Origin of the sequence: Catenovulum agarivorans YM01 (genome assembly GCF_000281085.1) — a bacterium.
Taxonomy (GTDB): domain Bacteria; phylum Pseudomonadota; class Gammaproteobacteria; order Enterobacterales; family Alteromonadaceae; genus Catenovulum; species Catenovulum agarivorans.
Map to the genome: position 1 here is coordinate 72,587 of NZ_JH767523.1, position 26,544 is coordinate 99,130.

The window sequence follows — 26,544 nt, forward strand, 5'->3', positions numbered from 1 at the left end:
AGTTGTTAGACATATCTCACATGCAAGATATGTCTAAATTAGTTAACCTTTAGTCAGTGTGCTGAATGAGCTCAAATAATTTTTGGCCAATTTGAATGTTATCGTGAAATCCATAAAACAGTTGGGATTGAGCGCCGTAAGCGAGTACAGGAACGTCAGCTGCTGTATGTCCACCCGAAGTCCAACCCGTTAAGCTTTTGTTGTTGATCTGTTTACGGCTAAATGCAATCAGCGCGTTTTTACCACTGTTTTTCGCTGCATTTAGCGCCAAAATTTGTGGTTGTTCAAGTTCGATAGAGGTTAATGTAAGCCAAGTTGCATAGAGGTTTTCATCATTAGTTTGCGCTAGCGTGTCACCAATCGAATCTAAGCTGTTGTTTACTCCAGCGATAACATCAGGCAACCAGTTATATTGACCTTCTGCACCAATAGATAACCCACCTGTTTCATGGTCTGCGGTAACAACCATTAAGGTATTTGGGTGATCGTCGACGAATTGTTTTAACAGCGACAATGTGTTGGCTAAATCATCCATTTCATGCATAGCACAAGCAATGTCGTTTGCATGGCCACACCAGTCAATTTGACTCGCTTCAATCATGATAAAAAATCCATTCTTCTTGCTGTTGGCATCTGTGGTAAGCTGTTGCAATGCAACTTGAGTCATCTGTTCAAGTCGTTGTTGTTTACTATTGATCTCGTAAGCAAGTCCTTTATCTGCAAATACTCCTATTGCCGGCAATGAAGTGATCTGATTTAAATTGGCCCAATCTGTGTGAATCGCATAACCAAATGTTTTTAACTCATTCAGTAAGTTTCTATCTTCGCGCACTAAGTAAGAAATACCACCACCTAGGATTAAATCTATGATTGGCTTGTTGTTTATTTGGTTATCAACAATTTGATCTGCGATTTGTGGATATTCTTTTCTATGTCCCTGATGTGCAAAAAAGGTCGCGGGTGTGGCGTGTACCACTTCAGAGGTTGCGACAATGGCTGTGGTTTTGTTGTGCTGTTTAGCTAACTCCATTAACGTGGTTAATTTGTCACCATTGTGATTAACAGATATGGCTCCGTTATAGGTTTTCTGTGCAGCTGCATATGCGGTAGCACCTGCAGCCGAATCAGTTACAAAAGTATCATCATCAGGATAACTCATACTTTTTCCAACTAAGAGTTGATCAAATATGGTGGGAGATACATTGTCGGGTGATTTTGCTCGCCAGTAGCGATATGCAGATAAATAGTTATCACCCATACCATCACCAATCACCAAGATAATATTCTTTGGAGAGGTTTGAGTGTCGGTTTTCAAAAGTGCCAGTGAAAACAAACCAATTAGCACAAATAGTAGTGTGTAGTGAATAAAACGCATAGTTAGAATGTTGTTGTATTGTTTGTTTCATTATGCGGATAGTCAACTAGCTTTGGCAAGTCTCAATGGTGCATTAATAAAATAAGGTTGTTTGGTTATTCTCTGAAGCTGGTGTAAGACATTGACTAGTAATAACGCAGAGATATACATGTGGCTCTAACAATGGCGATTTTTTTATGTAAGGAATGTGGACGAGATCTTGCTAAAATTTATTTAGAAAAAACCTTGAAAATTTATATTTTTAGACTTGTTGTCGTTTAAAAAGTGAGCTAACATGAGGAACGTTCATTAGCAGTTTTTCTTAATGCTTGTGGATAAAATTGTAATCTAAAAATAACAATAAATCAGCGGTATAATTTGGGTGTGAGGCAATGAATAATTCATCGCGTGGAATTAGTTTAACAACTGTCGCTTTAGCTGTTTTAGTCATGGCTGTGACGGCTATGTTTAATACTGCGACGGCAAATAACGGTGATGTCGCGGCTGCAGGTGTTGAGCAAGTTCAAAAGGTTGAAAATAAAGAATAAATCAACGTTTGCAAAGTGATTGAAAATGTTAGATACAGAATAAAGGCCAAGGTGTTAAACCTTGGCCTTTTTCATTTGTTCAGCTGGATTTTTATTCAATTCTAGTCAGAAAATACATCAGGGTAAAAAAGCCTAACACAACAAAGTTAAGCCAAAATATAACTAAGAATCCCTTTTTTCCTTGTTTAACCGTGTAGCCGTTTTTACGTAGGTACAGCCAATACAAGCCGAAAGTAATGAGTGGTAATAAGGCAAACAGTCTGATCATTTAATTTACTCTATATTTTGTTTTCTTGAGCATTCTGCAGCTCATTAGCTGCAATCATTTGGTTAATTGAATCTTTAATTAAATATAAAAATAGCAGACTTGGAATAACCATTATAGAGGTTATTACAAAGAAAATAGCCCAATTGCCATCTAACCAGTCTACAACAACACCCGAATATGAGCCTAACATAGTGCGCCCCAGTGTACCCAACGATGCCATTAGCGCATATTGGCTGGCGCTAAATGATTTGTTGCACAATACAGATAGTAGAGCTACGAATGCAACAGAGCCCCAAGCAGAGGTAAATCCATCAACAATAACTGTGAAGGCAAATAGTGCTTTGTTGGGGCCTACCATAGCCATTAGTGCAAAAAGTAGGTTACTGGCTGACATGGCGATACCACCGATGAACAACCCTTTAAATATGCCAAACCTAATCGTGAATACACTGCCAATTAAAGAAAATAATATAGTTACGCCCCAATTAATCAGCTTGGAGTAGGTGGCAATGTCGCTATTGCTAAATCCCAACTCTTTGTAAAAGACTATCGACATTCTGCCTAGATAAGCTTCACCAAGTTTAAATAGGAAAATAAATAGCAGTAAACTAACCGCAAGTTTAAATCCATTTCGCGAAAAAAATTCCTGAATAGGTGCAACCATAGTGGTTAATAACCATGCGAGTGTTTTATTTAATGCTTTGTGATTATCAGTCATTTGCAATTGGTTAGCGCTGTTATTGTTTGCTAAGGTATTTAATTTGCCTAACAGTGTTACTAACAGCACAAGCACCAAACTGATCGACAAACTTACGCTAGCGAGTGGGGACAATAGAGTGAAGCTTGCTGGCCAGTTTGGGTAATCAAAATTAGCATAAAGAATTAGGCCGATAATACATGCAACCAGTATTGGAAACAGCAGTTTACTTGCACCAACTAGGCTTATGTTATGTAAATATTGTTGCTGAATACTGAGCTGTATTTGACTGCGATTTGTCGCAGGCTCTTTGGCAAACAAAGTATTTATGCTTAACACCAGCATGACAAGGGCTAGGAATAAATAGGCCTGTTGCCAGCTTAACCCAGCTTGGTCAACCAAATAAAATGGAATTGCGCCAATACCAGCGTAGCCAGTCCACCAGCCTGATGTCGCCATAGCTGAGCCTGAAGCCATATAATTGCTGTCTTTGTCTTGCAGTAAATCTATACGGTAGGCATCTATTGCTATATCTTGGGTTGCTCCAGCCAGTGCGATTAAAAAGCCGATGAGGGCAATCGCAGACAAATCTTGCTGCATAGAGGTTTGGCTCAACTGATAGGTCAAAATAATCAAAATGCTTTGGGTTAATAATATCCAGCTTCGACGCTGACCAAATTTGTTGGTTAGCACTGTCAGTTTTATTCTGTCGACTAAAGGTGACCATAAAAAGTTAATGCTATAGGCGACAAAGATAAGCCCAAATAAACCTATACTGCTACGGGAAAAACCTTCCTCTTGTAGCCAACTGCTCATGGCTGAACCAATTAAAATCCAAGGGAAGCCACTTGCGACGCCAAAAAAGAATATAGTGATGAGTCTGCGGTCTTTAAAATAATTCAGTGCAGTTGAGATAGATTGGCTAGATGTCATGCAAAACTTGTTATGGTGCAATAGGTTAACTAAGCCTATCAAACAAGATCAGGTGTGCAAAGCTAAAGCTGTGTTTAAAATTTAAATAATTAACTTATGGACGAACGCCAATGCAGTCCATAGGAAAACCGCCTTGGCCATTGATGAAATCCGCGCAAATACTTAGTTCATCAATTAACAAAGTATCTGTCAGTAGAGTATCTTTAGGCCAGAAGCTTATTTGGTGAATTAAGTGCCAAAACACTCGCTCTTTTTCGGAGTAAGTTTCGTTTTGTTCTACTGTAACTTGTGCCCATTCTTCGAGTGTATCCCAAATAAATAAATCAAGTTCAGCGTAATCAACTTGGCGGGCTAAAAAAGCCCGCACATAAAAAACAAGTTGTTTAGATTTTAATTCTATAAATTGATCGACTTTCACAACACTCGGCTCAATATCCTGTACTTCTTTGAGTATAGTCGGCAATTAATTCTGTGGTAGTAAACTTGCTACTTTTATTACAATTGCTTGAATTGGCACATCTGGAGCGCCAAATTCAGCCGAATAGTGGGTTTCAGATGCAGCCATTTTTTCTACAACCTCTTCACCACTTTCAACGTAGCCAAATACAGCGTAACCCCAGTCTCGGCCTGGGTTTAGGTTCTTGTTATCTTGCAAGTTAAAATAAAATTGACGAATTGCTGAGTGGGGGTCACTCATTCTAGCCATAGCAATTGACATACGGTCGTTTGTTAAGCCATTGCCACTTTCGTTAAAAATTTTGTCGCCTGTTGGCCGCTCGTTAAATTTAACATCATAGCCACCGCCTTGAACAACAAAGTTAGGGACAACCCTGTGAATTATCGTATTGTTATATTCCCCACTGACAACATAGCTGATAAAGTTTTTAACTGTTATTGGTGCTTTTCGGCGGTTTAACTCAATAACGATATCACCCATACTAGTTTCTAATTTAACTCTAGGGTATAAATTTGAATCTTGGGTATCCACTTTTGCTGCTTGAGCATTAAAAGTGAACAAGAAGGACATGAGCAAAAATACGTAAAGGTTTCGCATAACTATTTTCAGGCTGATTTAATATTAGCCAGCTACTATATTGAATTAGTTATCATTTGCAAGTGGCACCTTTGCTGATTTTGTGGCTATACTTTAATAAATGCAGTTTATACATGGAGGTATTTTGAAAAACTATATTTGGATTTATTTGTGCTTGACCTTGCTGGTTTGGCATTTTCCTGCTCAAGCAACAGAAAAATCAATTGTTGAATACTCTGGTTTTGGCCGTTTAATTGCTGGCAAGGTTGCCTCTGATGACGCTGAGCTAGAAAACTATAATCAAGGTATCTCGATTGCCGAGCATAGCTTGTTTGGACTGCAACTTGATAGTCAACTGACAGACACACTGTCTGCAACAGCACAATTCCTCGCTCACTCAAATCAACACAGATCTTCGTTGGGTTGGCTGTATCTAAATTATCAACCAAATGAGAGCTGGCAGTTTAAAGTTGGTAAATTACACACACCATTTTTTCATTATAGTGACGTATTAGATGTTGGTTATGCTTACCATTGGGTTTCTCCGCCAGATGAAGTTTATTCGTCTTATTTTTTTCGTCAGTTTGAAGGTGGGCTTGCAGAATATGAATGGCTGAGTGAAAAATTCACCTTAAATGTGCAAGCATTTTTAGGTCAGGTTGACCAACAAATTAAAGTAAATAAATCTGTATATCGCGCGCAGTCCGATGCCTATATGGGGCTTGTGGTTAATTTTAGTTTTTTAGATTTTATTGTTCGTTTGTCGCAGACAGAAGGTGATTATCGCATTGTTGAAAATGAACTCTCGCCTTTAATTGATGGATTTAACTTAGCTGGGCAAATTAACCCACTTTTTAGTCAAGTCGCCGACAAACTAACTGTGGATGGGGATATTAGATTTAATCAACTGAGCGTTCATTACGCTATGTTGGAAAACTTTTTCCAGTTTGAATTTATTCATGTCGACCATGACATAGAGCCGTTATCGCTATTACATGCTTATTACCTTACATTTGGTAAATATATCGGTGACTACACAATTCACCTTACCTACAGTCATAGAAACGCCCATTACTTGCGTGGGCTTGACACAATAGATTTTTCAACCGGTATTGCCGATTTGGATGTTGGCATTGCTCAATACAATGAATTTTTAACCACTCGACCAGATGCAGATGCAAAAAGTCTCACTGTTGGCATAAGATACGATGTTGCACCAAAACTAGCGTTGAAATTAGATATAAGAAATACTTGGGGGCAACCTTTTATCGGACTACCTTCTGAACAACAGCTTGCTTTTGACCGCTCAGCGCTATTGATGTTGGGAGGTGTTGAGTGGGTATTCTAAAATATACGCTTAAATTCAAGCTGTCAGGGATTTTGATTGGCGTTATTTTTCCTACAGCTATCTTTGCAAATGACTATTTTGTTTTTACTAAAGTAAATGAGCCGTTTGAATTGTCACGCCAACAAATTAAACAGGTGTTTTTAGGTGCTCGTTTAGAGAAAAATGGCGATATATTGCAGCCAATTATTCTAGCTCCAGGGCATCCGTGGCGAGCTGTGTTTAACATTCGGGTCATGGGTTTAACTGAATCTCGAATACAGTCATATTGGGCACAAGTTAAATTTACCGGTAAAAGGACACCACCCACACAAGTAGAGAGTTTTAAGCAAATGCTGACTTTAATCGATGACTATGATGGTGCTATCGGCATTGCTCCGGCGCAAAATGTTGACCTCAGCAAATACCAAGTAATCTACAGATTTACAGATTAATCAGAACTTTAGTTAAAACATAAATCGATTAGGCTTGTTTGGCAATATGAGTCAGTTGCTCATCTATTTTTTTGAGTGTTTCACTTAGCTGACTCATAGCAACAGGTTTAGAGAAGTAATAACCTTGAATTTGGTCAACGCCTAACGCATTTAAATAATTATATTGTTGTTGGGTTTCGACCCCTTCAGCACATATTGTCATACCTAACTTTTTCGCTAGCGAAATAATTGCATCTGTTACTTTGCTATCTTTTTCTGATTTAAATAAGTTACGTACAAAAAATTGGTCAATTTTAATGGTATCGGCTTGTACCTGAGTTAGATAACTCAATGATGAATAGCCAGTTCCAAAATCATCCAAGGCTATGCTGCAACCAAGATGTTTAACTTTGCTGATGAAATTATGCGCTATGGTAAAGTTTTCTATGTATGCTGATTCAGTGATTTCGAATTGAATTAACTGGGTATTTATTTTGGGATTGCTCAACGCTTTAATTAGGTAACTTACGAAATTGGGACGAAATATATCCATAGAACTTAAGTTAAACGACACCTTTAAGCTATTGTCAAACTGCTGCTGAATAGTTTGCAACTGGTGAAAACCAACTTCGATCACCCAGCGGGTAATGTCGTTTATTTTGCCTGTTTGTTCGGCAATCTTGATAAATTCATCCGGAGAAACCATGCCTAAGGTTGGGCTATTCCATCGAATCAATGCTTCTATGCCAACGACTCCAACTTCAGGTTTTACTTTAGGCTGATAGAGCAAATAAAATTCATTATTGGCTAAACCACTTTTAATTGCTGCGGCAATTTGCAGACGACGCTCTTGCTGAGCCGTCATAGCATCAACAAATTCTATATATCTATTTCGACCGTTTTGTTTAGCTTTATACAAGGCTACATCTGCATTTGCCAACAACAAACCACTGTCATAAAAGGATGGTTTAGCATGTGCAATACCCATACTTACAGTTGCTTGCAACGACCAGCTATCAATATGGACATTTTTATTGAGTTTAATAATAATTTGGTCACATAAATGAACTGCGTTTCCTTGGGTTTTATCTTCAGGCAAAATGATTGCAAATTCGTCACCACCTATGCGCGCTAGCACCTGATCTTCGGTTAATAAGTGTTTTAGCCGCTTGGTCACTTCCAATAGCAATTTGTCTCCATTTTTATGACCAATCGCTTCATTTACCGTTTTAAAGTCATCTATGTCGAGTAAAATGACCGCAATAGCATGATACTGCTGGTCGACTTGTTTTATGTATCGCGACAAAATATCCATAAACATTTTGCGATTAGGCAAACCTGTCAGTTGGTCATAATTTGCCAGCTGGATTAACTCAGCTTGTTGTTTAACAAGTTTTTCTGTATAGGATTTGTTTGCCTGTTGTTGTTTGTTGATAGTGGCCAACATGTCGCTGACTCGCAAGGTGAGTTGTTTTATTTCATCGTTGCTATGCGTTTTAATCTGCTGAACGCTTGTGTAATCCTGACCTTTTTCAACTTGTTCGACAGCTCGAGTTAAATTGAGCAATGGACGAATCGCAGTGGTTTGTAGCCAATTATTAAATAAAAAAGTGAAAACTAAAGCGGCTATTACCAGCGGGATTAATTTTTCGATAAAGGCACTCTGGCTTTGTGCAAGTTGCTTTTTTAAATCAATATATAAATAAAATTGCCCGAGCTTATAACTGTCGTCACCAATTTTTGTCCTCAATAACAAGCTGTCTGAGTATTGATTAGGCTGGGCATTGATTAAAAATGGAATAGTCTGTTGTAGCTTTTCTGAGTAGTAGTTTGGATTAATGTAGCTATGAACTAATTCGCCAGATTGATCAGTAATGGCGGCAAACTTAACATAAGGATATTTGTCTAGTTGCAGTAGCCGAGTACTTAAGGTGAAGTCGTTGGCATTATTGGTGGCAAAGTATTCGACCAAATCTTCCGATATGTTTTGAGCAAGTGCCGAAAAGTCTTGAGCGGCAGTTTCTATATAAAGACGCTTATGTTCATTAATTGAAATATACAAAATGGCACTAGATAAGATGATCACGCTCGATAGCGTCATCAGCAATAGTTTTGTACGAATGCTTACGAACATAATATTTCCTTGTCCAAATAACACTAAGCAGGCCATTCACCACAGTAATAGGTGGCAATTTTTCACAAAGGGTTGCTGATAACTATGATATAAAGTGGCATAATTTACAACATTAAAACAGCTAGCCTGTGACTAACAATATTGTTGTTGGCAATTTTCGGTTACAATATTTGACTTTCAGCAGGCTTAATCAAAATTTGCGCAGCTAGATTTTAAGAGGATTAGTATTTTTATGGTCGACACACCGGCTCGCCCAAGCAATTTTATTCGAACAATTATCGATCAAGATTTGGATTCAGGTAAACATAGTTATGTCCACACGCGTTTCCCACCTGAGCCAAACGGTTATTTACACATTGGTCATGCTAAGTCTATTTGTTTAAATTTTGGCATAGCGCAAGATTACCAAGGCACGTGTAATTTGCGTTTTGACGATACTAATCCTGAAAAAGAAAATATTGATTACGTTAAATCTATTCAACAAGACGTTAAATGGTTAGGTTTTGAGTGGGCGGGTGAACCAAGATACTCATCGAATTATTTCGACCAATTGTATGCTTATGCAGTGGAATTGATAAAAGCAGGCAAAGCTTATGTGTGCTTTTTAAATGGTGAACAAACCCGAGAGTACCGTGGTACCTTAACTGAGCCAGGTAAAGATAGTCCGTATCGAGATACTAGCCCTGAAGAAAACTTAGCCTTATTTGAAAAAATGCGTGCGGGTGAATTCAAAGAGGGTGAATGTGCATTGCGTGCCAAAATTGATATGGCCTCTCCATTTATGTGTATGCGCGACCCAATTATCTATCGCGTGAAATTTGCTCATCACCATCAAACTGGTGATAAATGGTGCATTTATCCAATGTACGATTTCACTCATTGTATTTCGGATGCGATTGAAGATATTACCCATTCGTTATGTACATTAGAATTCCAAGATAACCGCCGTTTGTACGATTGGGTTTTAGACAATATTTCAATTGAAGCGCGTCCACATCAGTACGAATTCTCGCGTTTAAACCTTGAATACACAGTGATGAGTAAACGTAAATTAAATGCGTTAGTCACTGATAATCACGTTTCTGGTTGGGACGATCCGCGCATGCCTACTATCGCAGGTTTGAGACGCCGTGGTTACACGCCTGAATCTATCCGTGAATTTTGTTTGCGCATTGGTGTAACCAAAATGGATAACATGGTTGAAATGGCTATGTTAGAAGCTTGTATTCGTGAAGATTTAAATGACAATGCACCACGCGCTATGGCGGTTTTAGAGCCGATTAAATTGGTGATTGAAAACTTCCCTGAAGATAAAAGCGAAATTCTAAACGTGGCAAATCACCCACAAAATCCTGAGTTTGGTAGCCGTGAAGTATCTTTCTCACGCGAACTTTACATAGAGCGTGAAGACTTTAGAGAGTCAGCCAACAAAAAATACAAACGTTTAGTGTTAGACAAAGAAGTGCGTTTACGTGGTGCATATGTAGTTAAAGCTGTAAGAGTTGATAAAAACGCCGACGGTGAAATTGAAACTGTCTATTGCCAATACGATCCAGAAACTTTAGGTAAAAATCCAGCAGATGGCCGTTCTGTAAAAGGTGTCATTCATTGGGTGGATGCAAAAACAGCAAAACCTGCTGAAGTGCGTTTGTACGACAGACTCTTCACTGTGCCAAATCCAGCAGCGGAAGAAGACTTTACTCAAGTATTAAACCCAGAAAGTTTAGTTGTGGTAAAAGGCGCTCAATTGGAAGCTAGCCTAGCTGATCCTGCAGCAACTCAAGCTTTCCAGTTTGAACGCACAGGTTATTTTGTTAAAGACAGTAAAGACTCAAGCGACAGCCAGCTAGTGTTTAATCGCACTGTAGGTTTGCGTGACAGTTGGGCAAAAGTAGAGCAAAAATAACCTTGTCATTTTGCTGCTAATATTATCGACCTAATAGTTATATCAATTGTTAGGTCGATAACTTACTTTTTATTGGCTATTTGTTAATAACTGGTTAATACTTAACTCAGTAGTTATTGCGTCTGTGGAGGCGCTTATGGCAGATGGTTCAACTATTATCAAAGCGGACATAAGTGTTTCGCATATTGATTCCCAAGACTTCTTAACTCGTAGTGAAGTTATTGCTGTGCATCAAGCTGAATCCCATCAGCATTTGGTTCAGCGTTTACTCGCTTGGGCAATTTTTCGCCACCACCAATTACAAATGAGCCGAGCTATCTGCGTAGGTGATGAGCCTGATTTATTCGTAAAGCGCAACGATGTTCAATTTGAACATTGGATTGAAGTTGACCAATTACCCCTTGACCGACTTGAAAAAGCAGAAGCTAAATCCGAGCATGTATGGCTGTTTTATTGCGACCAACAAAAAGCGCAAAAGCTGCATAAGCTAATAAATAAACACCCGAGTTTACAACTCGTCGAAATAGATAATGACATGGTTGAAAACTTAAGTTTGTTAATTGAAAAGAATCTAGCCTGGAGCGTGATGATAGATCATGACTTGCTAACAGTTGCGGCTGGTGATGCTTTTTTTGAATCTAAACTGACCTTGTTCCATCCATTAACCGTGCCCGCGGTCGATCTAATTCATTAAATTTAAGCTAAGCCCGGTTATTTAAGAACAGACTCTAATTCTTCGAGTGTTTTACCTTTGGTTTCTGGTAGCAGTTTGTAAATTAGAATTAAGCCGAGCGCCGCAAACACAGCGTAAACAATAAAGGTAAAGGGTGCACCAAAGGTTGCAAGTTCGTACGGAAACATAAGTTGCGTGATAAAACTTGCTGCACTATTGGTTAAACCAACAATGGAAATAGCCAGTCCACGCAAATGGTTTGGAAAAATTTCCGACAACAATACCCACATCACAGGCCCAAGTGAAACCGCAAACGAGGCGACAAAAAATAAAATGGCAAATAGCACAAGTGGGGCATTAATATGCGTTGCTTGTTTTAAAATATCGCTCTGGTATTGCTTAAATTGTTCGGCAGTTAACACTGAATGCAGTGCTTGTTTAAACGCGATATCAGATTGAAATTCTTGCTCAGCTAAAGTCATTAATTTAGGTTCAGCGATTTGTGCACTCAGTTCAATTGCCGACGCTTGTGTGAGTTTGTAATCAGCTTGATAAAAGGCAAAGCTATTTAAACTCATACTTAAGATCACACCACATAAACCAGCGATAAATAGTGGTCTGCGGCCAATTTTGTCAATCAGCACCATGGCGATCAGGGTAAAAACTACATTGGTTAAACCAATCCAAATTGCTTGTACAAATGCAGCATTTTTACCTACACCACTTTGTTCAAAAATGCTTGGCGCGTAAAAATAAATGGCGTTGACTCCAGTGATTTGCTGAATAATGCCAATGGTAAAAGCTATTATGATAATTAAACGCATTTTTTGACTAAAAAATTGCTTAAGTCTTTCGGCTAAATTCAGTGATTGTTGTGCTACAGAATGGCGAATGCTATTAATTTGCTCTAGTGCTTCAGCAGCAGGTAATAGCTTATTTAAGGTGATTTGTGCTTGTTGCGGTTTATTGGCTAAGACTAGCCATCTGGGACTTTCGGGAATTAAAAATAATAATAGGAAATAGCCAAGTGCAGGCACAATTTCTACAGCTAACATAAAGCGCCAAACATTTTGCTCTAGCTGATAAGCTTGTAACCAGTGTTCTACATTAGACGCTGCATTTAACAGATAATAATTGGCAAAATACGCGGCAGAAAAACCGAATACTATATTCAGCTGATTAATTGACACTAGTTTACCGCGCAGCTGAGCTGGCGCGATTTCCGCAATATAAATAGGCGCTATCACTAAAGATGAAAAGGCAAAGCCACCGATAATGCGCGCAATAATTAAACTTTGATAAGAATTTGCCATTGCCGAAGCGATAGCCGAGCAGAGATACAGTGCTGCTATGACAATTAATACTTTTTTGCGGCCAACTTTGTCAGCAATTGGCCCTGCGAGTAAAGAGGCTATGGCTGCACCTAAGGTTGGCGAGCTAACAACAAAACCTTCTTGCCAAGGGGATAAATTAAATTCTTGTGAGGCATAACCAATCACACCCGAAATGACTGAGGCATCAAAACCAAAGACAAATCCGCCGAGCGCGGCAATGCTAGCAACAAAAATTGCGTATGTTTGAGTTGAATTCATAGTTAGGCTTTTGTATTTATTCGTTTTTGTTGTATGCCTAAGTCGGCTGGTATTATGCCTTTAAGTACGTATGACCAAGCAATAATCTCAGCAATAATAATATACACTTCTTCGGGTATTTCACTACCTACATCTAATTTAGCTAAATAATTTGCTAGTTCAATGTCTTCATGCACCATTACACCAGCCTCGCGCGCTTGCTCAATAATGGATTGAGCTAACTCATCAAAACCTTTGGCGGTAACTTTAGGTGTATTGGGCGCATCATAGGTCAGTGCTATCGCTTTTTTCTCGTCTGCAGGCATAGTTATACCAACCTATATTGCATTGACAGCGCGGATTCATTCCATAGCTGGCTGGGAATTTTACCTAAATTAAAATTATATTCTTCCAATAAAATACCCAATTTAGACAAGTTCTCTTTTAGCTGTTGAATGTTATTTTCACCTAATTCTAGTAACTTTTGAGTTTCTGTATATAGGTTTATTTTCAACTTGCCTTCCACATACACAGCTTTGGCTAACATATTACCCAAATCACCCATATTAAATTTAAGCGAAAAGCGCCACATTTTAACTGCATCAGCGCGGTTTGATTCTGCATCCGTATCTATTTGAATGGCTAAATCTAACTGTTGCAAAGCTTCATTGCCTAATATAGGTAAAGTTGCAAAGAGCTGGTTTTGATTATCTATTTGTGACTTGGCTGTATGCAACTGATTATTCTGCATATTGCGAATACTTTGTGCTAACGCTTGAGTTAATTTTTCATTTGCACTGGACTGAAGGTTATTTGTCGCAGCAGAAGAGCCAGTTGCTGCTGCACTCGTTTTATCCGTGGTTTTATTTGGATTAACTTGATTAGGCAATTGTGTGCGTTTTGCTTTCGCCATAAAAATCTGTTGTAAAGCAGATACCAGTGCATTGGCCAAACCCGAATTGTTGTTGGCTGTATTTGCTTGGGCTGCCAAACTGAATTGTGGCAGCTGTACTTGCTCTAAAATTTGTTGTTTGACTTGGCTTGCATCAGGCTGTTGTATGGCTGTAGTTAAACTAGTCAATGCCGATTTTAATCCGCTAGGTAGGTCAATTTGTTGGTTGTTGAGCAGTTGCATTAGCTGGTTTAACGGAACATCTAAAGCGTTGTTTTTATGATTGAGAGTGCTGAGCAGTTGTTTTATTTGTTGGCTAACATTGAGGCTAGTGTTTTGAGATGCATTATTCAAATTAGCCTGCAATTGTTGTAACAGCGCACCATCTGAAATTTTATTTGCTTGTGGTTTGGCCATGCTTATTTCACTTTGCAGCGAAACCCAGCCCCATTCTTTGAGTTGGTTAAGCATTTCTTTATTCAGCGGTAAATTTATTTGTCCAGCTGTGCTTGTGGTTATTTTTATGCCTGATGCCTCGTTTGCACTGGCTAGATGGAACTTACTATTTGTCGAAGCCTTGTCGAGCAATTGTGTTTTTTGCAGCGCGCTTTCAATAGATACAGCAAGATCTTTTGGTAAAGCTTTTATTAAGGCTTGTAACTGCGGTGCTGATTTTCCTTCTTTACCACTCAATGCGGTAATTAAGTTTTGCAGTATGGCTTTTTCCGGTAATACCAGCTGCTTTTTCTCACCATTACTAAGTGTTAGTTCGGCAATACCATTATTAATACTGACGTTTACAAAGGGAATTTTTTGTTCAACTGCCGAGTTTAACGCTACTTTTACGCCGGCTATAGTTATGCTCGCATTGCCATCATCACTAGTTGTGACTGGCTTGATCAAGTTAATACCAGCTAGTTGAGTTTTGAAAGTTTGCTCAATGCGACTGCGACTCTCTGTTGTTAGTTGCTGCAATTTAACCGGTTCAAGTTTGTTACCGTCAGGTAAGGCAAGTTCAAGGGGCGCGTTTTTACTATTTAAGCTGATGTTTAGTTGACTATTGTTGGCTAAGTTTTGCTTAAGCAGTTGTTTGATTTCAATATCGGCGCTCGGGAGTGATAGTTTTCCTTGGCTGAGCTGGCTGATTAATTGGCTTTGATTGAGTTCCAATTTATTGTTGGCCTTGGTCGCCTGAGGATTTTTGGGGGAAAGTAGTTCAATCGTAATTGAGCCCGCTGGGTTATTCGCCAGCTTTAGCAGTACAGGCCCAGTGTAGTTTTTCGCTAAGTTAAGTTGGCTTGTGCTTAGCTGATATGTCTGATTGTTTAAGCTAAATTTAACACTGTTTTCGTCAGCCTGCGCATGGATAATTTTCCCTTGAACTGCACTGCTATTGGCTTCGTTATTTAACGCTAACTCTACTAATGCTTGTTTGTGTTGATTCGACAGTGGTATTTCTGCAACGCTTGTTTGTGTTGGTGTAATGGTTAATTGATTATTAACTAAGTTGACTAAAACTCTATTGTTGGTGGGCGCATTAGCAGTTGTTGGCCCAAGCAACTGTTGCAGCAGATGCGATTGTGATTGACCGAGCGGAAAATTGAGTCTTTGCCCCAGCGGAAACTGTAAACTGGCCATTACTTCATTTACTTTAACCAAAGCTGCTTGTTGGTTTTGTAAAGGGATGCGCGCAACTTGCTCGACTTGAGCTTGCAGTTTATTGGTTAATTGCTTGTTGAATTTGTTATCAAAACTTTCTATTGGCATAAGTCGGTTATTTCATTTCGGCGGTTAGTTCGAATAGGGTGTAGCCAAACATGCAGAATATGTTAGTATCCGAAATCAAGTTAAATCAACCTTGTGGTCATGTATTTTGTTATCGGCCAACAACCTCACATGCATTAGAAATCAGCGCATCTTATTTGAAGATTTATCCTTCACTATCAATCAGGGTAGCTTACTTTATCTGAAGGGGCCAAATGGTGCTGGTAAAACCACCCTTATGCGCAGTGTGATTGGTTTAAATCAGTTACAAGAAGGTGAGGTTGAGTTAGATCAACAACCCATTTCAGATTGCGGGCATAATATTCTTTATTTGGGACACAAACCAGCAGTAAACGAATGGCTCAGCGCCGAACAAAATATGCAGCATTGGTGTAATTTAAAAAATCAGCAAATTGATGTGTTAGAGCTCATAGACAAAGTCGGTTTGTCAGGCTTACACGATGTTCCAGTCAAATTTTTATCTGCCGGGCAAAAGCGCCGGGTTGCTTTAAGCCGTTTATGGAATTCAAATGCAAAACTTTGGGTGCTGGACGAACCTTTTACCTCGATAGATGTTAAAGGTGTAGCTGTATTAAATGCATTGTTTGCTCGGCATAAACAGCAGGGCGGCATTATCATGGTTACTAGTCATCAAGATTTACCTTCTGATGTGATTGATGATGTATTAACCTTGGAGTATAGATTTTAATGTCTTTCTCTAAGTTTTTTGTCCATTCAATTAAACGTGATTTACAAATCGCCGCTATTCAAAAACATGAATTTCTCCTGCCTGTGTTGTTCTTTATTTTAGTGATAGTGTTATTTCCGATAACAGTTGGGCCTGATGGTAAATTATTAGCGCGTTTGGCCAGTGCCGTTGGCTGGATCGCTTTGATATTATCTATGTTAATTGCACTGCCGCGTATGTTTGCTGAAGATTATGAAAACGGCTGGTTAGAGCAGTTGTTTTTATCCGGCACGCCACATAGCTTAATTGTCACATCACGCATTATCAGCTTTTGGTTATTGTATTGTTTGCCTTTGGTAATTTGCAGCTTTTTGCTGGTACCTTTTATGTCGATGGAAATTAACCTTTGGTCAGTTCTGGTACAAACCTTGCTGTTGGGTAGTATATTAACGGCTTGTTTAGGTGCAGTTGCGAGTGCTTTATTAGTCTCTAGTCGCAAAGGTGGTGGGGTAATGGCTCTGTTGCTCATCCCACTATTAATACCAGCGCTCATTTTTGCAGGCGCAGCTATGGATGCTGCACAACAAAGTTTGCCGTATACGGCTCCAATAACAATATTAGCTGCGCTGGCGGTGTTTTCATTAACAATAGCACCACTAGCAACAGCTCAAGCGCTAAAACTAAATATGGGTTAACAACTATGTTCAGATGGTTACATCCTTACGCAAAACCAGAAAAGGCTTATCAACTTTCAATGGCCTTTCAAAAGTTCTTTATGCCTATTGCTATCATAGGTTTATTGGTCGGCTGTGTGTGGGGGCTCATGTTTGCGCCAACCGATTATCAACAAAGTGACTCAGCGCGTATTATGTATATTCATGTGCCTGCGGCTATTTGGTCTATGGGCGTGTATATGTCTATGGGCATAGCGGGTTTTTGTGCTTTAGTTTGGCAAATTCGCTTGTTAGAAATTAGCGTTTTGGCGATGGCGCCAATTGGTGCAGCCTTTACTGCAATTGCGCTTTTCACCGGTTCATTATGGGGCAAACCTATGTGGGGCACTTGGTGGGTGTGGGACGCAAGATTAACCTCCGAGCTTATTTTATTATTTTTATATCTAGGTGTTTTTGCACTTTTTCAAAGTTTTGATGACAAACGTACAGGCGCCAAAGCAGCTTGTATTTTAGCGGTAATAGGTATGGTTAACGTGCCTATTATTCATTACTCGGTTGAATGGTGGAATACCTTGCACCAAGGCGCGAGTATTACTAAGTTAGACAAACCTTCAATCGCGCCGTCTATGTTATGGCCTTTGTTGATTAACATTGTTTCTGTGTTGTGTTTGTTTATTGCTTTTACCTGTTATCGCTTTGCAACAGAATTACTGCGGGCCGAGAGCCATCGCAAATGGGTTTTAGAAATTTTAGGTAAATAACTATGGGTGCATTTGAATCTTTTGCAGATTTTCTGGCAATGAATGGATACGCCTTCTATGTGTGGCTATCTTACGGATTAGCGTTTTTGCTAATAATCGGCTTGTTTGTTTGGTCAAAATGGCAACGAAAGTCCATTGAACAAGAAATTGGTCAACAACAACAAGTTCGTACTGTTAGGCAGCAACAAGTCAATTCGGAGATGAAACTATGACAACTAGACGGCAAAAACGTTTATATACTGGCTTAAGTTTAATCTTAGGCTTGGCGGTTACTGTTGGGTTAATTTTATATGCTTTAAGTGAAAACATTGATTTGTTTTATACCCCAAGCGAAATCATTTACGGTAAAAAAGAAACAGGTGTTAAACCTTCAGTCGGCCAGCGTTTACGTATTGGTGGTATGGTGGTTGAAGGTAGCGTAAGACGCGATCCTGAAAGCTTAAAAGTAGAATTTGAATTGCAAGATACAGGGCCAAAAGTAATAGTGCGTTACGATGGTATTTTGCCAGATTTGTTCCGTGAAGGTCAGGGCATAGTTGCAAACGGTTATTTACGCGAAGGCAATGTGATTGAAGCTTTTGAAGTATTAGCTAAACATGATGAAGAATACATGCCGCCAGATTTAGCTGAAGCTATGAAAGGCATTAAACATGTTAAACCTTCTGAAAACCAAGAATTAGGATACAAATAATGCTGCCAGAGATAGGTCACTTTTCGCTGCTGATCAGTTTTGTATTTGCAATTTGTTTAGCAATTTTCCCTATGATCGGTGCACAAAAGAAAATTGTTGAATTTGTTGCCCTAGCCAAACCTTTGGTTTACGCCAACTTTGCTTTGTTGTCTGTGGCATTTTTCTGTTTAAGCTGGGCGTTTTATCACAACGACTTTTCCGTGACATATGTGGCGATGAATTCAAATTCTGATTTGCCTTGGTACTACAGATTATCTGCAGTATGGGGGGCGCATGAAGGTTCATTGTTATTATGGGTATGGATTTTAAGCTTGTGGACTGCTGGGGTTGCCTTTTTCAGTGCAAGTTTAGATGATGAAGACGTTGCGCGTGTGCTCGCCGTTATGGGCTTCATTGCGATTGGCTTTTTAGCATTTGTTATTTTTACCTCCAATCCATTTGAACGAACATTCCCACTTTATCCAATTGATGGACGAGACTTAAATCCGCTATTGCAGGATATAGGTTTAATTATCCATCCACCTATGTTGTATATGGGCTATGTTGGTTTTTCTGTTGCATTTGCTTTTGCCGTTGCTGCTTTAATTGGCGGTAAATTAGATGCAACTTGGGCACGTTGGTCACGCCCGTGGACACTGTCAGCTTGGGGCTTTTTAACTGCTGGTATTACTTTAGGCAGCTGGTGGGCATATTATGAACTTGGCTGGGGCGGCTGGTGGTTTTGGGATCCAGTTGAAAACGCATCTTTCATGCCTTGGATCGCCGGTACTGCGCTTATTCATAGTTTAGCGGTAACCGAAAAACGCGGCGCGTTTAAAAGTTGGACTGTGTTATTAGCAATTTCTGCTTTCTCACTGAGCTTGTTAGGTACCTTTTTAGTTCGTTCTGGTATTTTGGTATCAGTTCATGCCTTTGCGAGTGATCCAACACGTGGTCTATTCATTCTGATTTACTTGTTAGCTGTGATTGGCGGTGCGTTAACTTTATATGCATGGCGCGCAGATAAAGTGGTCAGTACCCATAGATATAAATTGTTTTCACGCGAAGTATTGTTATTTATTAATAACGTTTTATTAGTAGCTGCGTTAATTGTTGTGTTACTTGGCACTTTATTGCCTTTGGTACACAAAGAAATCGGTCTCGGCTCTATTTCAATTGGTGCGCCGTTTTTTGATAAAGTCTCTTCAATTTGGTTTATCCCATTTATTCTAGTGTTATCCATTGGACCATTTGTTCGTTGGAAACAAGACAGATTTAGCCGAATTAGAAACAAACTATTAGTTGGCATAGTACCTGCCATTATTGTCGCGCTAACTTGTTATCTCACGCTACAAATTAATACCTTCTTTAGTTTGTTAGGTGTGGTTTTAGCAACTTGGTTAGCCGCATTAGTGATTTACGAGTTGATTACTTCAAGTAAAAATAATCCACTGCCACTAACGCATTGGGGTATGTCACTTGGCCATTTAGGTTTTGCTGCACTCGTGATAGGCATTGCCATTACTAAAGTCGCAAGTGTTGATAAAAGTGTCCGTATCAGCCCGGGGCAGAGTGTTACTGTTGAGAATTATGTATTTAACTTTACCAAAGTTGAACAATTTCAAGGTCCAAACTATTCGGCTTATCACGCTCATTTTGATGTAAGCAATGGCTCAGATACCTTTTCACTGAAAGCCGAGAAACGCTATTACAAAATGCACTCAAACGTAATGACAGAAGCGGGCATAAACGCAGGTTTATGGCGAGATATTTACATTAGTTTAGGTGAACAGTTAGACGGTAAAGCTTGGGCGGTAACTGCCAATGTTAAACCTTTTGTCCGCTGGATTTGGTTAGGTGGTTTATTAATGGTGTTAGGCTCAATTATGTGTATTTTGGATAAACGTTATCGCAAAGTATTAGCGTGGCGCGAACAAAAAACAGCACAGCCAGCAGCATCAAATACTATGGCAGCCGAAAATGCTGTCAGTAAAGTGGCATCTGATACTGTAATAGAGCAAAGGATTAAATTTGAATGAAAAATTATAAACTGCTCATTCCAATAGTTGCATTTTTATTGGTGAGTATCTTTTTATATAAAGGTTTGTATTCAGACCCAACCAATATAGAAAACGCCAATCTAGCTAAACCTTTCCCACAATTTCAGTTAGCTGATTTAATGGATGAAAACAAGCTGTACACTAAACAAGATTTGTTGGGTGAATACACTTTAATCAATGTTTGGGGGACTTGGTGTGTAACCTGTCGGGTTGAACTGCCATTTATGACGCAGTTGCGCCAGCAAGGGATAAAAATTGTCGGTGTCTATTATGACAATGCCGCAGAAGCTGCATTTGGCGAATTAGATGTACGTAATACTCGTAAAGACGTGACTCAAATGCTCGCGCAACTTGGCAACCCATTCCAATTTAACATCTATGATGAAAAGCGTGACCTGTCGTTAGACTTAGGTGTAACAGGTGCGCCAGAAAGCTTTTTAATTGATGACAAAGGCACAATCATAGCGCATAGACGTGGGGCAATCGACCACAGGGTTTGGCAAAATGAATTCGCGCCTTTGTTTCCATCAGCAAGCGGCAGTCAACAATCACTGGAGCAGAATTAATGAAAAAATTATTTATCGCTCTACTAAGCTTTAGTTTTGTATTAATCACCAGTGTTGCGCAAGCGGTGGAAGAAAGTTATCCATTTGACGATGCCAAACAACAAAAAATCTTCGGTGAATTAGTTGAAGAATTACGCTGCCCCAAATGTCAAAACCAAAACATAGCTGACTCAAACGCTATGGTCGCAATTGATCTTAAAAACAAAACTTATGAGTTAGTTAAACAAGGTCAAAGCAAAGATCAAGTAATCGACTTTATGGTGCAAAGATATGGCCAATTTGTGCATTACGATCCACCGATTAATATGGTGACCATTTGGTTGTGGTTAGTGCCAATTGTTATTGCTTTAGCCCTTGTTTTGTTTGTATTAAAAAAAGGTCGACGCGAAAAAGAGTCTACCGGCGTAGACGCAGAAAGTTTAGAGCAGGCACAAGCCCTGATTGATAAGTTTGAATCTAAAGGTAAATCGTGAACGAGTTAATATTAGTTTTAGTTGGCTTTTCAGTTATTGTCAGCATTTTAGTATTGTTGCCTTGGATGGCCAAACAACATAATTGGAAACAAGATAACCAACGCATTAGCGACTTATACGCTGAAAAATTAAAAGAGCTAGCCGCTGATTTACAGCAGGGCAAAATAGAAGAGCAAGCGTATAAATCTGCTAAAGAAGACTTAACTGTGCAGCTGGCAAGTGAACTTGCTCAAGCTAAACAAAGTAGTGGTTTACATATTTCTAAAAAAGCCATGTGGGCACTGCCTTTGGTTACAGCAGTTGTTGCTAGTGGTATTTATTATATTCAAGGTAAACCAACACAAATGCAGCAGTGGTATCAAGCGCAAAGCAATACTGTTGAGTTTGGCAAAAAATTAATGCAAGGCAATGAAAATTTCACCAAAGCTGAATTAAACGAATTTTACCTAGGTTTAAGAACTAAGCAGGCGGAAAAACCTGATGATCCTACAGGTTGGTTATTGTTAGGTCGAGTTGCCTACAGCTTAAATAATTTGTCTGAAGCTATTGCAGCGTTTGAGCATGCGTTGAAGTTAGATGCTAATCACTATGCGAGCAAAATGAGTCTAGCGCAAACTTTGTTAGCAAGTGGTGACGAAAGCATGATGAAGCGTTCGGGGCGTTTATATAACGAAGTATTGCAGCAAAATCCAACTGACGGTGAAGCACTTACCATGGCCGGCTACGCTGCATTTCAATTGCAGAAGAATGAAGTCGCTGCACAATATTGGCAATTAGCGCTTAAATATTTGCCTGAAAACGATACGCGCCGCAGCGCCATAGAACAAACTCTACCACAAGTGAGTGCACATGCTGCTATGGCTAAAGCGCCACATGCAAGCCAACCTGCACAGCAAACTGCGGCTGCGGCAAGTAAATCTTTGTTAATTAACTTTAGTTTAAGTGAACAAACTAAAACTAAGTTGGCCGAATTCCAATACCTAGTGGTATTTGCTCGTCCGCAGCTATCAGGTCCGCCAGCGGCGGTTGTGCGTCTGCCAATTGAAAACGGTCAGTTACCTAAAAGCGTTAAATTAACCGATGAAAATGCCATGATGCAGGGCTTTAATTTGTCCTCTCTGGCCAGTGCTTATGTAACTGTGCGGTTATCGAAAGACGCTGACGTCAGTTTGGCAGATGGTGAGGTTGAAAAAAATAGTGACGCCCTTACATTAGAGCAAAACACAGTTGTGTCTATAGAATTATAGGAACTGAATAAAATTGCGATTTAATCACTTCAATCTGAATGTTTCGGCTGAACAAATTGAGCAAGTAAAGCAATTTTATTGTGATCTATTCGGTCTAGTCCAAGGGTATAGACCAAACACGAGCCGCCCAGGTTATTGGTTGTATGCGGGTGAACAACCTATTTTACATTTGAATCAAATTGTAGATATAGACAAAACCACAGCTGCTGGTTCGCACTATTCGTTAGACCATATGGCGTTTAATTTACCCAATATGGCTGACTTCGTTAACAAATTAACCAAACTGAATGTCACTTATGACAAAAGGATTTATGCTGACAGACCTAGCCAAATATTTTTGTACGATCCAGCTGGAGTCAAAATAGAAGTTCAGTTTGAAATTGAATAATTTTCGGAACGGAAAACGTGAAACAAGTTAAAGTATTAGTCGCTGCGGCGATCTTGATTTTAAGTGGTTGCGCAAGCAAACAAAGTGCAGATGCACAAGCAACGGCGGCCAAACAAGCCAATTTGCCTAAAGAAGTTCAACAAGAAATTCCCGACCCGTTTGAAGGTGTAAACCGTGCAATATGGGACTTTAACTATGATGTACTTGATGCCTATATCTTAAGACCGGTAGCGGTTGGTTATGAAGCTGTTATGCCACAATTTGCCCGAACAGGTTTATTAAATGCCGCCAATAACCTAGAAGAGCCATCGTCTGCGGTAAATAATTTATTGCAAGGTAAAGGCGAGGGCGCAGCAAAAAGCACAGGTAGATTTTTAATCAATTCAACTGTCGGCTTACTCGGTTTAATTGATGTGGCTAGCCATATGGGCCTTGAAGTGAACAACGAAGAATTTGGTGAAGTGCTTGGTAAATGGGGTGTTAATACAGGGCCTTATATAATGTTACCTGCTATGGGGCCAACAGATACCCGTAATTTCGCCGGTGATTTAGTTGATTCAGCTTACTTCCCATTGGATGATTTAACTTTGTGGATTAAAGCCCTCAGAATCAGTATTAAAGCTGTCGAAGGCCGAATTAGTTTGATGGCACAAGAGCAAATGTTAAACGACAGTTTAGACCCATACCTATTTGTGCGTGAAGCTTACTTCCAACGTAGCCAATTTAAACTTTACGATGGCAATGTACCTAAACCACAGGTGACAGAAAAAGAAGAAGAAGACTTCGAAGCATTTTTGAATGACATGAATTAGATACTGTTTAAATATACAGTTTTGTGGTAAATTCTCTCTGGTTAACTGAGCTAGAGGGTTTTACATGAATAAAAAGTTTCTCCATATCGACATGGATGCTTTTTATGTTTCGGTCGAAATTCGTGATAACCCCAAACTTATTAATCAACCCGTTGCTGTCGGTGGTGCTTCTAATCGCCGTGGAGTGTTATCTACCTGTAATTACATTGCTCGCCAATTTGGTGTGCACTCTGCCATGCCAACTGCTTTGGCATTAAAAAAGTGCCCTGATTTAATTGTTCTACCCGGTCGGATGCAGGTATATAAAGAGGTCAGCCAACAAATTCGTCAAATATTTGCCCAATACACAGATAAAATTGAGCCGTTATCTCTCGATGAAGCTTATTTAGATGTAAGCAACAGCAGTTTGCACAACGGTTCAGCGACACTGTTGGCGCAAACTATTCGTCAGCAAATTTTGCAAACAACCGGATTGACTGCATCGGCAGGCATTGCGCCAATTAAATTCTTAGCAAAAATAGCTTCTGATTTAAATAAACCCAACGGCCAATACACAATTAAACCTGAGCAAGTACAAGATTTCATTGACAAACTAGAGCTTAAAAAAATTCCAGGTGTTGGCAAAGTGACTTGGCAAAAGTTGCAAAACTTTGGTTTGAATACAGGGTTAGATGTACGCAATTCTAGCCTTGAATATTTACACAAACATTTTGGCAAATACGGTCAAGTATTGTGGCGACGTTGCCATGGCATAGACGAGCGCGAAGTAGAAACAGAGCGAGTACGCAAATCGGTTGGCGTAGAGCGCACTTTCAGCCAAGATTTTTATAGTTATGAACAGCTAAACCAAATCTTAACTGACAAATTATTGCCAGAGCTCAACCGCAGGTTAGAGCCATATTTAGCAAATCGGCAACTAGAAAAAATTGGTATCAAACTTAAATTCTCTGACTTTCAATTAACCACCAAAGAGCAACAGTGCCAAACGCTCGACCACACAGTTTTGCGTTATTTATTACAAGAAGGGCTAAATAGATTTGGCGGCAAAGCGCAGAAAAAAGGTGTGCGTTTATTGGGAATTCAGGTAGGTTTGAGTGAACAGCAAGGAGCTGTTCAACTTAAATTGGCGTTGGATTAGCAGGTTAGTGCTAATCGACCCACATTTTTTGTTGGAATCTAAATTTTTCTGTTCGGCCGGTTTTTGGATCTTTCACTGTAATATAAAAGCGGAAGATTTCTTCGTTGCTGTGGCGTACTTGCGCTAGGTAGTATACGGCGATGCCTTCGTCTACTTCTTTAAATTCTAGCTCTTTTCTGTGGCCAATTAGGTTTTGTGCGTAGCCGGTCACTTTTAATTTTAGTGGTGCTTTGTTGTTGGCCAAATCTAAGATGCTGATGTTGAGTAGGCCATAGTTGCCACGTCGGTCTAAGCCAATTGCTTTGGCGGTTTCTGGTTGAATAAAGGTAGATGGAAAGGCGATATGGTGAATTTGCCAAGTGCCTATTTCTGTCATATTAGGATTAGCGCCACCTTTACCGTCGTCGATAAATTCACCATTAGCAAAGGCTGTAGACGTTATGTTTAATAAAGCAATTAATATTAGATTCTTGAATAATTTTAAGTGGTGCATAATCGAACCTTGTTTGATGTTTAGTGCTGTAAGTTGGTGCTTCAAAATTTCGAAGGTAAATGGGGTATTACTCACAAAAACGCTTCAAGCTCATCCTGAGTCGCTCGCATAAGGCATCCATGCCTTATGAAGTTTTGTTCGCAACACGCCCATCCACCTTCTTGGATTTTTATCGCTGCTAGTTTTAGCTTAGGCCATGTGCTCAATGCTCGAAGGTAAATGGGGTATTACTCACAAAAACGCTTCAAGCTCATCCTGAGCCGCTCGCATAAGGCATCCATGCCTTATGAGGTTTTATTCGCAACACACCCATCCACCTTCTTGGTATGTTATCGCTGAAAATTAAGATGTCTGATGCGCTGGTTAGTAGAGTGATATTTAGAGCAAAATCTCTTTTTCAGGGATGAAAAAGCGAAGCTTACAAGGACGTACTTGCAGCGTTTTTGCGAAAATAACACTCTACTAGCCAAAAGCACACACGTATCTTGATAGCGATATTTAAAACCCACCAAATAAATCAGACAACAATATTTTAATAAACTGAATAGCAATAATCGCTACCAATACTGAAAAATCTAATCCACCCATAGGCGGTAAAACTTTACGTATTGGTGAAACCAATGGCTCAGTTAATTGCACTAAAATTTGTTCAGCTGGGTTATAACCACCTTGGCTAAACCAACTTAAAATAGCGCGAATAATTAACACCCAAAATGCGATGTTTAAAAATTCATAAACAACAGATATAGCACCAACAATAATAAATCCGGCTGGATTAATTGGCTGTGAAAACACTAAAGCTAAAACAAAATATTTACCAGCGGCAACAATAACGGCTGCCACTAAAGCTGCGAAATTCCAGTTTTTGACGTTAGGTAAAACAATTTGTAATGGTTTAACTAAAGGGTTGGTAATTTTTACAATAAACTGACTTAGTGGATTATAAAAATCAGCACGTACTGCTTGTAACCAAAAGCGTAAAACTATCGCCATTAAATACAAGCCGAATAATGTGGTAATTAAAAAGTGTAGTGCGTTCATTG

The 26,544-nt window shown here is 39.4% G+C and carries 27 protein-coding genes; 17 read left to right on the plus strand and 10 right to left on the minus strand.

The window, feature by feature from the left end:
• Positions 1–49 precede the first annotated feature (49 nt).
• Positions 50–1,375 (minus strand): alkaline phosphatase, encoded by a 1,326-nt coding sequence (locus tag WSC_RS0104925; protein WP_016954801.1) that lies wholly within the window; start codon positions 1,373–1,375, stop codon positions 50–52.
• A 371-nt stretch (positions 1,376–1,746) separates the two neighbouring features.
• On the opposite strand from WSC_RS0104925, the gene WSC_RS24825 reads away from it, so the two are divergent.
• Positions 1,747–1,902, plus strand: a complete 156-nt coding sequence (locus tag WSC_RS24825; RefSeq protein ID WP_157447190.1) for a hypothetical protein — start codon at positions 1,747–1,749, stop codon at positions 1,900–1,902.
• 278 nt (positions 1,903–2,180) lie between these two features.
• On the opposite strand, the gene WSC_RS0104940 is transcribed toward WSC_RS24825, so the two are convergent.
• The 3 genes from WSC_RS0104940 to WSC_RS0104955 all read right to left on the minus strand — a co-directional run bounded on the left by WSC_RS0104940 (position 2,181) and on the right by WSC_RS0104955 (position 4,854).
• Entirely contained in the window at positions 2,181–3,800 is a 1,620-nt protein-coding gene (locus WSC_RS0104940) for an AmpG family muropeptide MFS transporter (RefSeq protein ID WP_016954804.1), read from the minus strand.
• A gap of 94 nt (positions 3,801–3,894) precedes the next feature.
• Complete coding sequence (locus WSC_RS0104950) at positions 3,895–4,263, minus strand: hypothetical protein (protein ID WP_016954805.1); 369 nt, start codon at positions 4,261–4,263, stop codon at positions 3,895–3,897.
• On the minus strand, positions 4,264–4,854 hold the full coding sequence (locus WSC_RS0104955; protein WP_026016673.1) for a peptidylprolyl isomerase: 591 nt from the start codon (positions 4,852–4,854) through the stop codon (positions 4,264–4,266). It abuts the gene before it with no gap.
• Between the two features lie 124 nt (positions 4,855–4,978).
• Between WSC_RS0104955 and WSC_RS0104965 the strand changes: the two genes are divergently transcribed.
• Positions 4,979–6,181 carry a hypothetical protein gene (locus WSC_RS0104965; protein WP_157447191.1) on the plus strand — a complete coding sequence of 401 codons (1,203 nt, stop codon included), beginning with the start codon at positions 4,979–4,981 and terminating at the stop codon, positions 6,179–6,181.
• Positions 6,169–6,612 (plus strand): hypothetical protein, encoded by a 444-nt coding sequence (locus WSC_RS23950; RefSeq protein WP_016954809.1) that lies wholly within the window; start codon positions 6,169–6,171, stop codon positions 6,610–6,612. The genes WSC_RS0104965 and WSC_RS23950 overlap by 13 nt, the downstream gene beginning before the upstream one ends.
• 28 nt (positions 6,613–6,640) lie before the next feature.
• Here the strand turns inward: WSC_RS23950 and WSC_RS0104975 are convergent, their stop codons facing one another.
• Entirely contained in the window at positions 6,641–8,725 is a 2,085-nt protein-coding gene (locus WSC_RS0104975; protein ID WP_016954810.1) for a putative bifunctional diguanylate cyclase/phosphodiesterase, read from the minus strand.
• Between the two features lie 232 nt (positions 8,726–8,957).
• Between WSC_RS0104975 and glnS the strand changes: the two genes are divergently transcribed.
• Positions 8,958–10,631, plus strand: coding sequence for a glutamine--tRNA ligase (gene glnS, locus WSC_RS0104980; RefSeq protein WP_016954811.1), 1,674 nt, complete (start codon positions 8,958–8,960; stop codon positions 10,629–10,631).
• Between the two features lie 136 nt (positions 10,632–10,767).
• Positions 10,768–11,325 (plus strand): YaeQ family protein, encoded by a 558-nt coding sequence (locus WSC_RS0104985; protein ID WP_016954812.1) that lies wholly within the window; start codon positions 10,768–10,770, stop codon positions 11,323–11,325.
• Positions 11,326–11,342: 17 nt separating this feature from the next.
• Here WSC_RS0104985 and WSC_RS0104990 read toward each other — a convergent pair whose 3' ends face one another.
• The 3 genes from WSC_RS0104990 to fliK are packed head-to-tail and all read right to left on the minus strand — an operon-like array spanning position 11,343 to position 15,534.
• Complete coding sequence (locus WSC_RS0104990) at positions 11,343–12,896, minus strand: sugar porter family MFS transporter (protein WP_016954813.1); 1,554 nt, start codon at positions 12,894–12,896, stop codon at positions 11,343–11,345.
• A 2-nt stretch (positions 12,897–12,898) separates the two neighbouring features.
• Positions 12,899–13,201 carry an EscU/YscU/HrcU family type III secretion system export apparatus switch protein gene (locus WSC_RS0104995; protein WP_016954814.1) on the minus strand — a complete coding sequence of 101 codons (303 nt, stop codon included), beginning with the start codon at positions 13,199–13,201 and terminating at the stop codon, positions 12,899–12,901.
• A gap of 2 nt (positions 13,202–13,203) precedes the next feature.
• The gene (gene fliK / locus WSC_RS0105000) at positions 13,204–15,534 is read right to left on the minus strand and encodes a flagellar hook-length control protein FliK (RefSeq protein ID WP_016954815.1); all 2,331 of its coding nucleotides are present in this window, start codon (positions 15,532–15,534) and stop codon (positions 13,204–13,206) included.
• Between the two features lie 106 nt (positions 15,535–15,640).
• On the opposite strand from fliK, the gene ccmA reads away from it, so the two are divergent.
• The 12 genes from ccmA (at position 15,641) to dinB (ending at position 25,008) form a co-directional block, all read left to right on the plus strand.
• Entirely contained in the window at positions 15,641–16,240 is a 600-nt protein-coding gene (gene ccmA / locus WSC_RS0105005) for a cytochrome c biogenesis heme-transporting ATPase CcmA (RefSeq protein ID WP_082196117.1), read from the plus strand.
• The gene (gene ccmB, locus WSC_RS0105010; protein WP_016954817.1) at positions 16,240–16,914 is read left to right on the plus strand and encodes a heme exporter protein CcmB; all 675 of its coding nucleotides are present in this window, start codon (positions 16,240–16,242) and stop codon (positions 16,912–16,914) included. Before ccmA ends, ccmB begins: the two co-directional genes overlap by 1 nt.
• A gap of 5 nt (positions 16,915–16,919) precedes the next feature.
• Positions 16,920–17,654 carry a heme ABC transporter permease gene (locus tag WSC_RS0105015; RefSeq protein WP_016954818.1) on the plus strand — a complete coding sequence of 245 codons (735 nt, stop codon included), beginning with the start codon at positions 16,920–16,922 and terminating at the stop codon, positions 17,652–17,654.
• Between the two features lie 2 nt (positions 17,655–17,656).
• Positions 17,657–17,866 carry a heme exporter protein CcmD gene (gene ccmD / locus WSC_RS0105020; protein ID WP_016954819.1) on the plus strand — a complete coding sequence of 70 codons (210 nt, stop codon included), beginning with the start codon at positions 17,657–17,659 and terminating at the stop codon, positions 17,864–17,866.
• Positions 17,863–18,345 (plus strand): cytochrome c maturation protein CcmE, encoded by a 483-nt coding sequence (ccmE, locus tag WSC_RS0105025; RefSeq protein WP_016954820.1) that lies wholly within the window; start codon positions 17,863–17,865, stop codon positions 18,343–18,345. Before ccmD ends, ccmE begins: the two co-directional genes overlap by 4 nt.
• Entirely contained in the window at positions 18,345–20,363 is a 2,019-nt protein-coding gene (locus tag WSC_RS0105030) for a heme lyase CcmF/NrfE family subunit (protein WP_016954821.1), read from the plus strand. The genes ccmE and WSC_RS0105030 overlap by 1 nt, the downstream gene beginning before the upstream one ends.
• Positions 20,360–20,950, plus strand: a complete 591-nt coding sequence (locus tag WSC_RS0105035) for a DsbE family thiol:disulfide interchange protein (RefSeq protein WP_016954822.1) — start codon at positions 20,360–20,362, stop codon at positions 20,948–20,950. The genes WSC_RS0105030 and WSC_RS0105035 overlap by 4 nt, the downstream gene beginning before the upstream one ends.
• Positions 20,950–21,423 (plus strand): cytochrome c-type biogenesis protein, encoded by a 474-nt coding sequence (locus WSC_RS0105040; RefSeq protein ID WP_016954823.1) that lies wholly within the window; start codon positions 20,950–20,952, stop codon positions 21,421–21,423. Before WSC_RS0105035 ends, WSC_RS0105040 begins: the two co-directional genes overlap by 1 nt.
• Positions 21,420–22,670: a c-type cytochrome biogenesis protein CcmI gene (gene ccmI, locus WSC_RS0105045; protein WP_016954824.1), complete on the plus strand. Its 1,251-nt coding sequence runs from the start codon at positions 21,420–21,422 to the stop codon at positions 22,668–22,670. The genes WSC_RS0105040 and ccmI overlap by 4 nt, the downstream gene beginning before the upstream one ends.
• Positions 22,671–22,683: 13 nt before the next feature.
• The gene (locus WSC_RS0105050; protein WP_016954825.1) at positions 22,684–23,058 is read left to right on the plus strand and encodes a VOC family protein; all 375 of its coding nucleotides are present in this window, start codon (positions 22,684–22,686) and stop codon (positions 23,056–23,058) included.
• Between the two features lie 17 nt (positions 23,059–23,075).
• Positions 23,076–23,870, plus strand: coding sequence for an MlaA family lipoprotein (locus WSC_RS0105055; RefSeq protein ID WP_016954826.1), 795 nt, complete (start codon positions 23,076–23,078; stop codon positions 23,868–23,870).
• Between the two features lie 64 nt (positions 23,871–23,934).
• On the plus strand, positions 23,935–25,008 hold the full coding sequence (gene dinB / locus WSC_RS0105060) for a DNA polymerase IV (protein ID WP_016954827.1): 1,074 nt from the start codon (positions 23,935–23,937) through the stop codon (positions 25,006–25,008).
• A gap of 10 nt (positions 25,009–25,018) precedes the next feature.
• Here dinB and WSC_RS0105065 read toward each other — a convergent pair whose 3' ends face one another.
• Positions 25,019–25,501: a DUF4426 domain-containing protein gene (locus WSC_RS0105065; RefSeq protein ID WP_040394011.1), complete on the minus strand. Its 483-nt coding sequence runs from the start codon at positions 25,499–25,501 to the stop codon at positions 25,019–25,021.
• A 498-nt stretch (positions 25,502–25,999) separates the two neighbouring features.
• Complete coding sequence (locus tag WSC_RS0105070; RefSeq protein WP_016954829.1) at positions 26,000–26,542, minus strand: YggT family protein; 543 nt, start codon at positions 26,540–26,542, stop codon at positions 26,000–26,002.
• Positions 26,543–26,544: the final 2 nt, after the last annotated feature.